The organism is Actinoplanes sp. NPDC051494 (genome assembly GCF_044454705.1).
Lineage (GTDB): Bacteria > Actinomycetota > Actinomycetes > Mycobacteriales > Micromonosporaceae > Actinoplanes.
On record NZ_JBITDZ010000002.1, the window covers coordinates 1 to 13,604 of the forward strand.

Genomic DNA, 13,604 nt, shown 5'->3' on the forward strand with positions numbered 1-13,604 from the left:
CCTCGGGGACCTTCGCGTGGCGCGCGGTCATGCCCTTGACGTGCGCCTCGTAGATCACCGTCTGGTGCCACGGCACCCGCAGCGGCCGGTCGTTGGCCCAGTCGAAGAACGGGTTGATCACCACGGACTTCATCGCGTACGGCGCCGAGTCCGTGTCGTTGAACGATGCCGGCTCGTCGAACCGGTAGGAGTACAACGACTCGTTCCAGTCGTTGTGCCCGTCGATCGCTTTGGCGTACGGATCCAGCAGCAGCTTGGCCGGGTTGCAGCGCAGCCCGTTCGCCGGGTCGTAGGGGCCGTGCACGCGGTAGCCGTACCGCTGTCCCGGCACGACCCGGGGCAGGTAGCCGTGCCACACCATCGCCTCGCGCTCGGGCAGGTCGATCCTCGTCTCGGTGCCGTCGTCGTCGAACAGGCACAGCTCGACCCGCTCGGCGACCTCGGAGAAAACAGCGAAGTTCGTGCCGCCGCCGTCATAAGCGGCACCCAGCGGGTACGGGTTCCCGGGCCAGATCCTCATCATCCACCTATTTCAACTCGCGAGCCGGCGAGCGCGCGGGTACCCGCGAAAATGACGCTCATGCGTGTCAGATCCAGGGGTGCGAAGGCCGAGGCGGTGTTTGGCCGGCGCGGGCGACGGTATATGAGTGCGGTGAGGACAACGAAGTGAGTGAATCGTACGAGTTCGTGGTGGTCGCCAACCGCCTTCCCGTCGACGAGGTGGTCGCCGACGACGGTGGCCGCACGTGGGCGCGGAGCCCCGGCGGCCTGGTCAGCGCGTTGCAGCCGATCGTGCGTCGACAGGGTGGTGCCTGGGTGGGCTGGACCGGCCAGCCGGGTGAGGCGCCGGAGCCGTTCGACGCCGACGGCATGCATCTGCATCCGGTCGCTTTGAGTGCGCAGGACGTGGAGCGGTACTACGAGGGTCAGTCGAACAGCACCATCTGGCCGTTGTTCCACGATGCGGTCGAACAGCCGGCCCATCGCCGGCCATGGCGCCATGCGTACGACGCCGTGAACCGGCGGTTCGCGGAAGCGGCGGCGCAGCTCGCCGCACCCGGCGGCACGGTGTGGGTGCACGACTACCAGCTGATGCTGGTGCCGGCCATGCTGCGGGATCTACGGCCCGACCTGCAGATCGGGTTCTTCCTGCACATCCCGTTCCCGCCGGTCGAACTGTTCATGCAACTGCCCCGCCGGGCCGAGTTGCTCCGTGGTCTGCTCGGCGCCGACCTGGTCGGCTTCCAGCGACCGCTCGCCGCGCAGAACTTCCTGCAGCTCACCGCTCGGTTGCTGGGCCTGGAGCCGCAGGACGAGCACGTCGAGCACGAAGGCCGTACCGTCGTCGCCCGCGCTTTCCCGATCTCGATCGACGTCGGCGAGGTCGAGGAGCTCGCGACCGACCCCGAGGTGCAGGCCGAGGCCCGGAGGATGCGTGCCGAGCTGGGCGGGGACCGGCGCCTGCTGCTCGGTGTCGACCGCCTCGACTACACCAAGGGCATCGAACAGAGACTGGAGGCGTACGGAGAACTGCTCGCCGACGGCACCGTGTCGAACGACGACGTCGTCCTGGTCCAGGTCGCCACCCCCAGCCGCATGCGCGTTCAGGAGTACCAGGAGCTGCGGGCCCGCGTGGAACGGGAAGTGGGCCGGATCAACGGTGAATTCGGCGCGGTCGGCCAGGCCCCCGTGCACTACCTTTTCCAGTCGATGAACCGCGCCGAGCTCGTCGCGCTCTACCTCGCCGCCGACGTCATGGTCATCACCCCGCTGCGCGACGGCATGAACCTGGTGGCCAAGGAATATGTGGTCGCCCGTGGGGACGACCGGGGTGCTCTTGTACTGAGCGAGTTCGCGGGTGCCGCGGCCGAACTCGAAACCGCGTTCCTGGTCAACCCGCACGATGTCGAGGACCTGAAACGGGTCATCACCGAGGCTTTGCACGCGGACGACGGTGAGCAGGCCGGGCGGATGCGGCCGATGCGCACGCAGGTCCAGCAGAACGACATCGACAAGTGGGCGCGGGACTTCCTCGAGACGCTGGACTCCACCGGGTCGACGAAACCGGACTGACGCGTCAGAGACGCTTCGTCATGCGGAGCAGCACCTGGCCGGGCGGCCCCGGCACGAAGGTGGCGGTGTCGGCGAGCGCCGTGATCAGGGGCAGCCCGCGACCACCGATGGTCAGCGGGGCGGGCAGCGCGGCACGCAGTCCGGCGCCGTCCGGGCTGGTGCCGCGGTTGCCGACCTGCAACACGCAGTCGTGGTCGTCGAGGTCGATGGAGATGTCGACGGTGCTGTCCGGTTCCGCGTGCCGGACGGCGTTGGCGCACGCCTCGCTGATCAGCACGGCAAGATGGTCGCGGGTCTCCTCGCCGGCCTCCGTGAGACTCATCAGGGTGGTCAGGACCCGACGGGCGCCGGAGACCGACGACGGTTGCCGAGGCAGCGACAATGTCATACTGAGGTGCATGCCTCGGCTCCTTCTCAACCATGGTGTGATGGTTTGTTTACCCGGCGACGGTGGGGCGAAACGATCAATCCATCGGTGCCGTACCCGCCCGGGTCACCGTCGGCGGCTTAGGGTAGGCATCGAGCACCCATCTCAGGAGGTCGTTGTGGATTTGGTGGTGGCGACCCGGCCGGGTGCCGGTTGCACCGTGGTCGAGGTGCACGGCGAGCTCGACATGGCGACCCAGCCGCAGCTGCACGACGTCCTGCAGGCCCTGATCGGCCCCGGGCAAGTGGTGATCGACCTGGCCGGGGTGGGATTCATGGACTCCAGCGCGCTGGGCACGCTGGTGGTCATGTTCAAGGAGATTCGTGCGGCCGGAGGCCGGTTGTGCCTGGCTCAGGTGCAGCCAGCGGTGCGGACCGTGCTGGCCGTCACCTCGGTGGACCAGGTCATCGACCTCTACGCCACGGTGCAAGCGGCGGAGGACAGCATGCGCTCCGGTGATGGCACGGCGACGGAGCAGGCGTCACTCGGATAACGCCTGGCTGGCGCGAACGACATCAGCTCCGGCGTTGGTACGCCGGGGGCGGTCGTGCTCGCCGTACCAGTCCAGCATCAGCAGAGTGGCATCATCGGCCAGGGTCGGCCCGGTCACCTCGAGGACGGCATCAGCCAGGGCGCGGACGGCCTCCCGGGGGTGCAGATCGGTGAGCGAGGCCAGCAGAGCGGGCATGTCCAGGGCGGCGGCCTTACGCTCCCGCATGCCGTCGGTGACGACCACAAGGCGATCGCCGGGTTGCAGCACCACCTGACCGGCGGTGAAATCAGCCTCGGCGAACATGCCCAGCGGAAAGTTGCGCGGGAGGTCCACCGCTCGGCTGCTGCCGTCCCGGACCAGCAGCGGCGGCACATGACCGGCGTTGAGCAGATCGCATTCCCCGGTACGCAGGTCCAGGCGCCCGACGATCGCCGTGACGTAGCTGCCGCGCCGGCCGGCGTGTTCCGCCACCGCGGTGTTCGCGGTGGCCGCCTGATGCACGATTGTCGCCCCCTGCCGGCGGGTGTTGCGCAGACTGCCGACACCGAGGGTGGCCGTCAGCGCGCTGGCGACCCCGTGACCCATGGCGTCGGTGACGCTGAAATGCAGCACGTCACGGGCGAGGCTGTAGTCGAACGTGTCACCGCCGACGCTCGCGGCCGGTTCCAGCCAACCGGACAGGGTGAACGCGCCGGCCTCACAGGTGAACGACGCCGGCAGCAGACGTCGCTGGATCTCCGCCGACAGGGTGAACGGGGTGGTCCGCTGCCCCCATTCGAACAGGTCGGTGTGCCGCCGGTTGGCGATCACCACGAACGCCAGCGTGTGCGCGGTGCGGGAGATCTCGGCGAGGGTCCGGGGGGACGGTTCGGCCGGTAAGGTCATCTCCAGCAGACCGATCACCTCACCGCGATCGGTCACCGGTGCCAGCACCGTCCATTCGTCGTCCGCCTCGGTCACCTGTGTCGTCTGGGTGCGCAGCGCCAGCTCGGCGGGACCGTCGCCGAACGGCAGCACCGTGGCGACCTCCCGCCCGTCCCGGCGGTCGGCGCCCGGCTGGGCCAACGACGTATGGGCCAGCCTGACCAGCGCCCGGCCGCTGAGATCGGCGATGAGGAACGAGACGGTGCGCGCACCCAGTGCCGCGCCGAGTTCCCGCGTCACCGCTTCCACCGCCTCGACGGGTGAGGCGTTCTCCGCGGCGTCCAGCAGGCCGGCCAGGACGGCGTCTTCGGCGTGATCCACACCTGAAGCATACGAAAGCCGGGTCACGATGTCCGGCTGAGACGCCGGCGTTGCTGCTGCAGCCGGCCGGCGGGTCCGCAGTGGGCGTGTGGCCAGCTGTGAAGATGCCGGTCTCCGAGGTGTTCGACGTGATTTTGTCCTCATCAGGTCGGGCATCACGGTTGTTGTTCATGATGTGAACCTTCGCCGTCATGTGGGGTGGCTGCGCCGTGGCGCGGCCACCCGCCCGGACGACCGGCAAACACCCGTCACGACTCGCCGCGGGGGGATGCCGGGAGGGCGGGCCAGCCGTGCCGGACGGTGGCCTTGATCCATGCCAGGTAGGCCGCCACCGAGGTGTAGATGCCCGGGTTGCAGGCGACCTCGATGTCACCGTCGCGGCGCTCACCGGGGCTTCGGTGCGGGCGGTGCCGGTGCGGGGTGCTTTGCGGGCGGTGCGGCGTGCCTGGGCTCCGGGGGAGCGGCCGGGGCTTGCCGCGGTTCCTTCCTCGCCGGCCGGGCGTGGGCGGCGCCCGTACGCGAAGCGGTTGTCGTGGATGGTGATGTCGTGGGTTTTGCCGGGACTGCCGTGTCGGGGGCCTGAACCGATATCTCGGTGCCGCAGACGACGTCGCCGACGGTGAAGGTCTGGGGCAGCATGACCGTCCCGCGATACGTGGTGTCGAAGGAGGCCCGGGTGGACGTGCCGGACGTGAGGGTGCCGCCGCCGGCCTCGACGAGATCACCGTGCTGGCTCCACGTGAGCCCGGAACCCCGTACGAGCCGTTGTTCACCCGGGAGGCGGAACGACAGGGACCGGGCGCCTGCCGGCTCGGATCCGGTGGTGGTCACGGTCACCGCGGTCACGGCCGTGGTGGTCGAGGTGATGCGTGTCGTGGCGGTCACGTGGCAGCCGGACGGCGTGGTGGTCGCGGCGGCCGGTTGTGCCTCCGGCGGGCCGGGCCAGGAGAGGAAGGCGACCGTTGTCCCGGCGGCGAGCAGCGCGCCACCGAGGGCCATCCGGTGGCGCACCGGCAGGCTCGCGATCCGGCTGGTCACCGTGCGGGTGACGGTCGAGGAGGTCGGCGCCACGGTGGCCGCTTCGGTCGGGGTGTCCGCCGCGGCGGGGTCCCGGTCGTCCAGCCCGGCGAACATCATCAGCGGTGCGAGGCCGGCGGCCTGGCGAAGCAGGCGGGCGGCGGTGACCGCGGCCGGGCGGTCCGAGGGGGCTTTCGCCAGACAACGCCGTACGAGATCTGCTGTCCCGTCCGGCAGGCCGGCGATGGGAGGCAGGGGTCCCGGCAGACGGTAACGGTGCGCCTTGAGCATCTGCGTGGTCGTGGACACGTGCCACGGCATCCGTCCGGCGAGCATCAGGTAGAGCAGCAGGCCCAGGGCGTACACATCGGTCGCGGGCCGGACCATTCCGCCGGCCAGGCGCTCGGGGGCCAGGTAGGCGGGCGTGCCGAGGATCTGGTCGGAGACGTGTTCCAGCTCCCCGACCGCGGCCGAGATGCCGAAGTCGACGAGCTTGACGCCCCCGGAATGGATCATGATGTTGGCCGGTTTGACGTCGCGGTGCACCACCCCGCGATCGTGCGCCGCCGCCAGTGCCGCAGCGACCTGGGCACCGATCAGCACGGCGAGTTCCCAGCTCAGGGCGCCCGCGCGCAGCATGTCACTCAGCGCCCGCCCGTTGACGAGTTCCATCACCACGTACGGCATGGCGACACCGTCGATCTGGGTCTCGCCGTAGTCGTACACCTCGACGACGTTGTCGTGGCGCAGGCTCGCGGCAGCGCGCGCCTCCGCGTACATCCGGCCCAGCGCGGCGGGGTCGGCGGACACGTCGGCGGAGAGCACCTTGACCGCCACTTCCCGGCCGAGAAGGGTGTCCTCGGCCCGCCAGACGACGGACATGCCGCCGCGGCCCAGCGGTTCCCGCAACAGGTAGCGTTCCCCGACCAGTTGTGTGTGCACCACGTGGCCGCTATGCCCTGAGCACATGCCGGGTAAACGGCTACTCCTCGTGCGGGTGCAGTGAGCAGGCGTGGCTCTGGTGGGCTTCGAGGCCGTTCAGGACGGTCCGGGCGATCGTGGCGAGAGCACCGAGACCGTCCGGCCCGAGGGGTTCGATGAACAGGGCGTGCACGGCGGCCGCGTGCTGGGGTGCTGCCCGGGTGATGACCGCGAGCCCGTCCTCGGTCAGGACAGCGTCGGGGTAGCGCGCCTTGTCCGAGGCCACGCGGTCGATCAGGCCGCGTTTGCCCGTCCGGGAGAGTTGGTGGGAGAGCCGGCTCGGCTCCCATCCGGTGACCTCGGCCAGGGTGGCGACCGGAAGGCGGTGTCCCGGCGCCTCCGACAACCGGGCGAGTAGTTCGAATTCCGTCACCGACATGCCGCTGGCGCGCTGGAGATGCTGCTGCAGATGGCGATCGAGCTCGCGGACCATCGTCAGGTAGGTGCGCCAGGTCTGCTGCTGGCTGTCGTCGAGCCACTGTTCTTCCGCCATGGTGAATGATCCTACCGCTTAGCTTGACGTATCAATCTGAGCGGGCCTACCGTAGCTTGACACGTCAAACTAGCGAAGGGCTCACGGATGAGCGACAGACGAGTGATCACAGTGCTCGGAGCCACCGGCCGGCAGGGCGGCAGCGTGGTGCGGGCGATCGCAGCCGATCCGGACAGCGGATTCATCGCCCGAGCCGTGACTCGTGACAAGGACAGTGCGAAGGCGAAGGAACTCGGCGATCTGGGCATCGAGGTCGTCGAAGCCGATCTCGACGACGAGGCCGGCCTCCGGCGCGCGTTCGACGGCGCCCACGGTGCGTTCGTGGTGACGAACTTCTGGGAGCCGCTGGGTGCCCGGGCGCTCGCGACAACCCGTACCGAACGCGAACGGACGCAGGTCAGGAACGCAGCCGGCGCCGCCGCGGCAACGGGACTCCAGCACGTCATCTGGTCCACGCTCGAGGACACGCGGCGGTACCTGCCGGATGCTCCGCCGTCGGAGGGTGGCTACCCGGTGCCGCACGCCGACGGCAAGGCGGACGCGGACGCGTTCTTCCGGGACGCGGGGGTGCCGACAACGTTCGTCCACGCGCCGATGTACTACGAGATGCCGTTGACGTTGACCCCACCACGACGGGCCGGGAACGGCGATGTCGTCCTGGCACTGCCGATCGGGTCGGCCCAGGTGGTCAGCGGCACCGTCGAGAACGTCGGCCGCGTCGCGTACGGAATCTTCACCGCCGGCGACGCGATGATCGGCCGGACCGTACCGATCGCCTCCGCTGCGACCACCGGAGAGCAGTTCGCCCAAGGGATCGCCGCAGCACTCGGTGAGCCCGTCCGATATGTTCCGCTCGACCCTGCCGTACTTCTCTCGTCCGGCATGCCCGACTCGCAGGAGGTGGCCAACATGTTCCAGTTCTTCATCAACGCGGAGAAGGATCTGGTGGCAAGCGTCGACTTCGACCTGCTCCACCGTCTCGGCGCGGATCTGCAGCCCTTCTCCGACTGGGCGGTCGCCAACCAGGACCGCTTCCGCGCTCTGGGCCTCTGACCGCCGGGCCCGGTGGCGGATCACGGGCGGCGGCGAAACTCGTTGTCGCTTGTCGAACTGCAGTGGTACAAAGCCACCGTGGAAATGACATTGGAGTTCGCCGACCGGCTACGCCTGATGGACGAACGATCGACCGCCTTCCAGGCCGCGGTCGCCGCCGCGCCCAGCCTCGACGTGCGGGTGCCGACGTGCCCCGAGTGGACGCTGTTCGACCTGGTGCAGCACCTGGGGGAGGGGCGCCACAAGTGGGCCGCCAACGTCGCGGCGGGGCCGGCCGACGCACCCGCGGCCGGGTCCGCCCCGGCGGTGCCCCGGGACCGCGAGGCCCTGATGGCCTGGTACGCCGCCTCGGTGCGGGAGCTGTTGGACGCGCTGCGGGAGGCCGGACCGGACCGTGGCTGCTGGACGTGGTGGGGCCAGTCGCAGTCGCCGCAGACCAGCGGTGCCGTCGCTCGGCACCAGCTCCAGCAGCTCGCCGTGCACACCTACGACGCCCAGGTCACGGTGGGCGCCCCGCAGCCGCTGTCCAGTGAGGTGGCGCTCGACGGGGTCGACGAGTTCCTGACCACCTGCTGCGCGACAACGGCCCCGTGGCCGCACAAGCCGGCGGTCGTGGATTACCACGCCGCCGAGGGCCAGTCCTGGCGTGTCTGGCTGTCCGCCGACGGCGCTCGCGTCGCCCGGCTCCCGCACGGCGGCGAGAGCCCGGAGGCGGCCGACGTCACCGCCTGGGGCACCGCCAGCGAACTGGTCATGTTCTTCTACGGCCGGATCCTGACGGATTCCCTGCGGGTCGAGGGCGACCGGGGCATCTTCGACCAGCTCTTCGCGTGGGAGCCGGAGGTGTAGGCGCCGCCCCGCTCAGGTCTGCAGGGTTCGCACTGCTGTGGAGGACATCGTCGTCAGCTGTGGCCGGGCCGGGAGAAGCAGGGTCGTGACGCCCATGGTCTCGTTCATGGCGGCGAGTTGGTACTCGTGGAGGAAGTCGGTGGAGTTCCTGACTCCGCGGACGATGACGCCGCAGCCGTGCCGGTGGCAGTAATCGACGGTCAGCCCGTGCCAGGCGGCCACCGTGACGTTCTCCCACTCCGCGGGGAGGGCGGCACGGACGCGGTTCGCCCGGGCGGTGGTCGTCCGGGTAGGTCGTTTGCTGTCATTGACGGCGACGACGATGGTGAGCTGGTCGAACAAGCGACGCGCCCGGTCCGCGATGTCGAAGTGACCGGGTGTGAACGGATCGAAGGTGCCCGGATACGCCGCCCTGCCCGGCCGGGAGTCACCGTTACGCGCGGCCGGCGAGGACATGGCGGATCTCGTCGGTCACCGACGGCGAGGTCACCGGGGCCCACCGGGTGAACAGATCGCTGAAATAGGCGCCGTGTCTCTCGAGAAGCGCCGGGTTGTGGTCGATGACGTCGAGTTCGTTGACGATGCTCAGATCCACGAACGGGACGAGCTGGGACGCGGTCAGGCGCTGCGGCTGCCCGGTGAAACGGTCGTGCACCGTGGCGGTGCCGGCCAGCGTCGGCCAGGTGTTCTTCCGGTCGCACGCGCCGTACAGATAGACCAGGGCCTCGGCGTCCTCGCCGATCACCGACCGCAGCGGCTCCCTGTCGGACCAGGCGAGCAGGCTGGTGGCGAACCCGTCGGTGCCGTAGGCCGCGTGAGTCAGGCCGGCCAGCTGTACGTCGTGCCCGGCGCCGAGATCGGCGAGCCGTTGCTCGACCCGGCACAGGTGACTGCAGAGAGTGCCGCCGGGATGCTCGATGGATGCAGCACCGTGGTCACGCAGGAAGTCCCGCGCCGCGCTGTCGAAGCTCATGAATCTCACGGTAGGCCGGAGGAGGCCGGGCGCGACTGTGATGTGAACAGATCCACTGTGCTGTTGCCCCTGGGTCCGGCTGTCAGGTTTGCTCGGGAGATGGCGCTCATCGCGTACGACGAATCCGACGCAGCCGCGTTCGAGGCGACACGTCATCTGGACGACGACGCGCTGGGCGTGTGGCGTGACGCGATCACCCGGCACCTGGATCCCCGGCCCGGGATGCGTCTGCTCGACCTCGGTTGCGGCACCGGAAGCTGGTCACAGGCTTTCCGTACGTGGTGGCCCACCGCCGAGGTCCTCGCGGTCGAGCCGTCCGCCGCGATGCGTGAGCGGGCCGTGATCCCGTCGGTTCTCACCGGTCACGCCGCCGGCATCCCGGCCGGCGACGCGAGCATCGACGCGGTCTGGCTCTCCACCGTCGTGCACCACATCGCTGACCTCCCCGCTGCGGCCCGTGAGATCCGCCGCGTCCTCAAGCCGGATGCGCCGGTTCTGATCCGGTCCGCCTTTCCGGGTCGCCACGAGGGCATCACCCTGTGCCGCTTCTGGCCGGAGACGATCACCGCCCTGAGGGAGAACTACCCGGAGGTGGCGACCGTCGAGGCCGCCTTCGCCGCCGCGGGATTCACCGTTGCCGGTCTGGAACCGGTGGCGCAGGTCTCCACGCGTTCCCTGCACGAGGCGGCCGCCGGGCTCCGCCGCGAGGCGCACACGTTGCTGAAGCTGATCAGCGATGACGCGTACGAGAACGGTCTCGAACGGCTCCGCGCCGCCGCGGAGAGCGCAACCGGACCGCAGATCGATGTTCTCGACCTGCTGGTGCTGCGCTGACCGCTGGCTGGTGGGGATCAGCGCGTGTTCGATGACACCCGGCAAATCGATGCCGCCGGCCTCCCGGTCGCCCTCCGCATCGACATCGCCGTCGAAAACTGACCCGCATGCCCGGGGACCGGCCGCAGCAGCGCGCCGGGACTCTCGGGTGAGAGTTCCCGGCGCGCCGCGACTTTCTAGCGGGATGTCACTTGCAGGACTTCGCTCCCGTTGCGTACGCGAGACCGAAACCGGACGCTGACGAGTCCATGAAGACCACCTCGCGTCCTACCCCGGCGGTCGCGAACATCTGCGCGCCCGGGCTGCACGACGCCGGGCCGACGTACGTGCCCCGCAGTGTGTACTGCTTGAGTTTCGGGTTCAGCGAGTTGTCCGGGTAGCCGCCGGTCGCCATCCAGGCCTCCACCGGCGCTTCCTCGGTGACGGTGAGGGTCGTGTCGGACAACGCGACGGTGTCGGCGCGGATCGCCTGCGGTGAGTTCTCCTCGAACAGCAGATGGCTGGTACGGGAGGCGAGGTCGAACAACCGCACGGAGTCGTGGTACGCCCCCTTGCTCCATTCGCCGTCGACGATCGTGCCGTAGTCACGGTCGGTCATCCAGGCGACCGCCGTCCTGGACAGGTCGGGGTAGCTCATCCGCTCGGCGCCGACATCGCCACCGGCGTAGGACGTCCGGCCGGTCGCGACGTCGTGGACCTCGGCGCCCAGCGACCAGTAGATGCCGTTCGCGTCGGGTTGCTGGAAGATCTCGTACCGTACGTAGGAGATCTTCCCGTTCTTGACACTCGGCGCCGTCGCGGGGCCGAACCAGTCGGGATGCGTGAGGGTGTGCACGGTCGGCGAACTGCCGCGCAGGTAACGCACGACGTCGAGATACCCCTGCGCCGGGTCGTACTGGCTCCACGCGACGAGGTCGCCGTCGAAGCCGAGGCCGTTGATGCGTTCCGGAGAGCGGTAGAGCTCCTTGACGCGGCCGCCACCGATCGGCGCCGACAGGATGCGGTTGGTCTCGTACGTCGGTGATGCGGGGTCCAGGGCGATCGACAACCACACGACCCGCTTGCCGTCGGTGTGCGGGAAGCTGTTGACGCTGCCGTCGTCCGGGGAGATCCGGTACGGCTCGCCCTTGCCGCTGGTGCGGCCCACCCAGATCGCGGTCGGTGCGGTGCGGTTCGCGTCCGATCGCGGTACGGCGAACCAGCCACCCGCCGTGCTCGCCTTCATGTCGGCGTACATGCCGGTGTTGAGCCGGTCGATCAGGACCTGGGTGCCCTTGCCGTACAGGGTCGCCTTCCACTTCGCGGTGATGCCGCGGGAGTCGAACGCCGCCCGTACCACCGTGAGGTCCTTCTTGTTCAGGTGGAACGACTTCGCGGAGGCGAGCACCGCCTCGCGGGCGTCGACGAAGTCGGACATGGGCGTCAGGTAGTCGGTCAGCGCACGGTAGATGATCTTGTCGGCGATCGTCGTGCCGAGCTTCTGGCGCAGGTCCCAGAGCGCACCGGACACGATCGTCGAGTTGAGGTGCACGCCGCCGTCGTCCATCGAGGGAGTGTCGATGAGGTGCTGGAAGTCCGCCGTGGTGGCGCCGTCGTCGAGGTCGCGCAGGGCGCAGTCGGCGGGGGCCAGCGTGCGGCAGAGGTCACCACCGAGCAGGCTCGCCCGCGGGTCGGACATCGAGGTGCCCGACGCGTCGACGTCGATGGCGTTGCCGAAGTAGTCGGCGATCGCCTCGTTGAGCGCGCCGGACTGTCCGGCGTAGACGAGGCTCGCGGTGTTCTCGACCACGCCGTGCGTCATCTCATGGCCGACGACGTCCGGGTCCGCGGACAGCGGCAGGTACTCGTCGTTGCCGCTGCCGTACACCATGCGGGTGCCGTCCCAGTACGCGTTCACCCACGGGTTGCCGCCGTACGTGATGCCCACGATGGAGTCGATCGGCATGCCGTTGTCGTCGAGGCTGTTGCGCCCGAGCTTCGTCTTGTACCACTCGAACACCTTCGCGGCGTCCCAGGCGGCGTCCACCGCACCGGCGGCGGTCAGGTCGGCGCCGAGCGTCGTCGACGCGGAGGCGAACGGGGCCAGATCCTCCGGCCACGCGCCGTCCATCAGGTCGTAGTAGTCGCGGCCCCGGGCGTCCCAGGTGGCGATCGGCACCGTCCGGGTCAGGTCCTGCAGCAGGTACGAGCCGGCGTCGGACCGCACGAGCGGGAGCGGCACGGTCGCGCCGTGCAGCGTGGTGCCCTGCCCGGTGACCGACGTCGTCCCGCTGCCCGCCGCGCGCGACGGCGCGCCGGCCCGCGGTGCGGTGGCGGTGCTGCCGGCGGCCAGGGCGCCGGCCTGCCGGCCGGAGACGAACGACTTGATCCGGCTGACGCTGAGCAGCGCCACCCCGTTCGTCGCACCCACGTACACGTCGCGGAGCACGGGCTGACCCGTGACGACGTCCCTGCCCTGGACGAGCACGCGCCGGGCGAGCACACCGGTGCCGGTCGGCATGACCATGAGCCCCTGGTCGGTGCCGGTGAGGTCGGCCGCGCCGGTGGTGCCGGGACGCGGGGCCGAGGCCACGACCGCCGAGCCGGGGTGCAGGCTCTTGCGGACCTCCTCGACCGCCCGGGACACCGCGACCGCGGCGGGGATCGGGGTGACGCTCGTGTCGACGTCCAGGTTCGTGAAGTAGCTGCCCGACGTGCCGGTCACCGTACGCTTTCCGGCGGACTTCTCCGTCCGCACCACGTACTGGGCACCGAACACGGGCAGGCCCTTGTACTTCTGGTTAAGCCGTACCGTCTCCCGCTCGCCTTCGGTCTCGACGCTCGCCGTGGTGAGCGTGCCCGCCGGGTCGCCGATCTTGTAGCGGTCCTTGTGGCCCGCGAGGTGAGCCTTGGCGGCCCGGTCCGGTGCGATCGTGGCGTCGACCGGGTCGGCCACCTCGTCCACGAGCGCCGGGGTGTCCGTGGCGGGTGCCACGGTGACCGGGACGGCCGCGTCGGCCGGCGCCGGGGTCGCCGCGTTCGCGGCCTGGGCGGTGGTTCCCAGCAGGGCCGCCGTCGCCAGCACGGCGATCGTGGGTAGTGCCTTGGCTCTACGCAATGGGTGCTCCCGCGAGGTTGTGAACAGGCTCCAGCTGCCGCCTAGCTCACCCCGGTGCCGACTGCCGCC

Annotated in this window: 12 protein-coding genes and 1 pseudogene; 5 read left to right on the forward strand and 8 right to left on the reverse strand. The window is 69.8% G+C overall.

Annotation, left to right across the window (positions count from 1 at the left end):
- Positions 1 to 520: pseudogene (locus tag ACIA6A_RS06840) on the reverse strand (glycogen debranching enzyme); the annotation flags it as partial.
- A gap of 146 nt (positions 521 to 666) precedes the next feature.
- Between ACIA6A_RS06840 and ACIA6A_RS06845 the strand changes: the two are divergent.
- On the forward strand, positions 667 to 2,073 hold the full coding sequence (locus ACIA6A_RS06845) for a trehalose-6-phosphate synthase (RefSeq protein WP_396096484.1): 1,407 nt from the start codon (positions 667 to 669) through the stop codon (positions 2,071 to 2,073).
- Positions 2,074 to 2,077: 4 nt separating this feature from the next.
- On the opposite strand, the gene ACIA6A_RS06850 is transcribed toward ACIA6A_RS06845, so the two are convergent.
- Positions 2,078 to 2,473, reverse strand: coding sequence for an ATP-binding protein (locus tag ACIA6A_RS06850; protein ID WP_396096485.1), 396 nt, complete (start codon positions 2,471 to 2,473; stop codon positions 2,078 to 2,080).
- 145 nt (positions 2,474 to 2,618) lie between these two features.
- Here ACIA6A_RS06850 and ACIA6A_RS06855 point away from each other — a divergent pair, with 145 nt between their 5' ends.
- Complete coding sequence (locus tag ACIA6A_RS06855; RefSeq protein ID WP_396096486.1) at positions 2,619 to 2,993, forward strand: STAS domain-containing protein; 375 nt, start codon at positions 2,619 to 2,621, stop codon at positions 2,991 to 2,993.
- On the opposite strand, the gene ACIA6A_RS06860 is transcribed toward ACIA6A_RS06855, so the two are convergent.
- The 3 genes from ACIA6A_RS06860 to ACIA6A_RS06870 all read right to left on the reverse strand — a co-directional run bounded on the left by ACIA6A_RS06860 (position 2,982) and on the right by ACIA6A_RS06870 (position 6,729).
- Positions 2,982 to 4,238 (reverse strand): PP2C family protein-serine/threonine phosphatase, encoded by a 1,257-nt coding sequence (locus tag ACIA6A_RS06860; RefSeq protein ID WP_396096487.1) that lies wholly within the window; start codon positions 4,236 to 4,238, stop codon positions 2,982 to 2,984. The two genes, ACIA6A_RS06855 and ACIA6A_RS06860, sit on opposite strands and share 12 nt — an antisense overlap.
- A 384-nt stretch (positions 4,239 to 4,622) precedes the next feature.
- Positions 4,623 to 6,200 (reverse strand): serine/threonine-protein kinase, encoded by a 1,578-nt coding sequence (locus ACIA6A_RS06865; RefSeq protein ID WP_396096488.1) that lies wholly within the window; start codon positions 6,198 to 6,200, stop codon positions 4,623 to 4,625.
- A gap of 37 nt (positions 6,201 to 6,237) precedes the next feature.
- A complete protein-coding gene (locus tag ACIA6A_RS06870) occupies positions 6,238 to 6,729 on the reverse strand; it encodes a MarR family winged helix-turn-helix transcriptional regulator (protein WP_396096490.1) in 492 nt (163 codons plus the stop codon).
- 87 nt (positions 6,730 to 6,816) lie between these two features.
- On the opposite strand from ACIA6A_RS06870, the gene ACIA6A_RS06875 reads away from it, so the two are divergent.
- Positions 6,817 to 7,782 carry an NmrA/HSCARG family protein gene (locus ACIA6A_RS06875; protein ID WP_396096491.1) on the forward strand — a complete coding sequence of 322 codons (966 nt, stop codon included), beginning with the start codon at positions 6,817 to 6,819 and terminating at the stop codon, positions 7,780 to 7,782.
- An 84-nt stretch (positions 7,783 to 7,866) separates the two neighbouring features.
- Complete coding sequence (locus ACIA6A_RS06880) at positions 7,867 to 8,631, forward strand: maleylpyruvate isomerase family mycothiol-dependent enzyme (protein WP_396097604.1); 765 nt, start codon at positions 7,867 to 7,869, stop codon at positions 8,629 to 8,631.
- A gap of 12 nt (positions 8,632 to 8,643) precedes the next feature.
- On the opposite strand, the gene coaD is transcribed toward ACIA6A_RS06880, so the two are convergent.
- The gene (coaD, locus tag ACIA6A_RS06885; protein ID WP_396096492.1) at positions 8,644 to 9,087 is read right to left on the reverse strand and encodes a pantetheine-phosphate adenylyltransferase; all 444 of its coding nucleotides are present in this window, start codon (positions 9,085 to 9,087) and stop codon (positions 8,644 to 8,646) included.
- Positions 9,065 to 9,604, reverse strand: a complete 540-nt coding sequence (locus ACIA6A_RS06890; RefSeq protein WP_396096493.1) for a DUF6817 domain-containing protein — start codon at positions 9,602 to 9,604, stop codon at positions 9,065 to 9,067. Before ACIA6A_RS06890 ends, coaD begins: the two co-directional genes overlap by 23 nt.
- A 99-nt stretch (positions 9,605 to 9,703) precedes the next feature.
- Here ACIA6A_RS06890 and ACIA6A_RS06895 point away from each other — a divergent pair, with 99 nt between their 5' ends.
- A complete protein-coding gene (locus ACIA6A_RS06895; protein WP_396096494.1) occupies positions 9,704 to 10,438 on the forward strand; it encodes a class I SAM-dependent methyltransferase in 735 nt (244 codons plus the stop codon).
- 187 nt (positions 10,439 to 10,625) lie between these two features.
- Here the strand turns inward: ACIA6A_RS06895 and ACIA6A_RS06900 are convergent, their stop codons facing one another.
- Entirely contained in the window at positions 10,626 to 13,535 is a 2,910-nt protein-coding gene (locus ACIA6A_RS06900) for a M4 family metallopeptidase (protein ID WP_396096495.1), read from the reverse strand.
- Positions 13,536 to 13,604: the final 69 nt, after the last annotated feature.

Coding starts and splice junctions, on each gene's coding strand:
- ACIA6A_RS06850 (WP_396096485.1), bottom strand. CDS start 2,473: ATGCACCTCAGTATGACATTGTCGCTGCCTCGGCAACCGTCGTCGGTC.
- ACIA6A_RS06870 (WP_396096490.1), bottom strand. CDS start 6,729: ATGGCGGAAGAACAGTGGCTCGACGACAGCCAGCAGCAGACCTGGCGC.
- ACIA6A_RS06875 (WP_396096491.1), top strand. CDS start 6,817: ATGAGCGACAGACGAGTGATCACAGTGCTCGGAGCCACCGGCCGGCAG.
- ACIA6A_RS06880 (WP_396097604.1), top strand. CDS start 7,867: ATGACATTGGAGTTCGCCGACCGGCTACGCCTGATGGACGAACGATCG.
- coaD (WP_396096492.1), bottom strand. CDS start 9,087: ATGTCCTCGCCGGCCGCGCGTAACGGTGACTCCCGGCCGGGCAGGGCG.
- ACIA6A_RS06890 (WP_396096493.1), bottom strand. CDS start 9,604: ATGAGCTTCGACAGCGCGGCGCGGGACTTCCTGCGTGACCACGGTGCT.
- ACIA6A_RS06895 (WP_396096494.1), top strand. CDS start 9,704: ATGGCGCTCATCGCGTACGACGAATCCGACGCAGCCGCGTTCGAGGCG.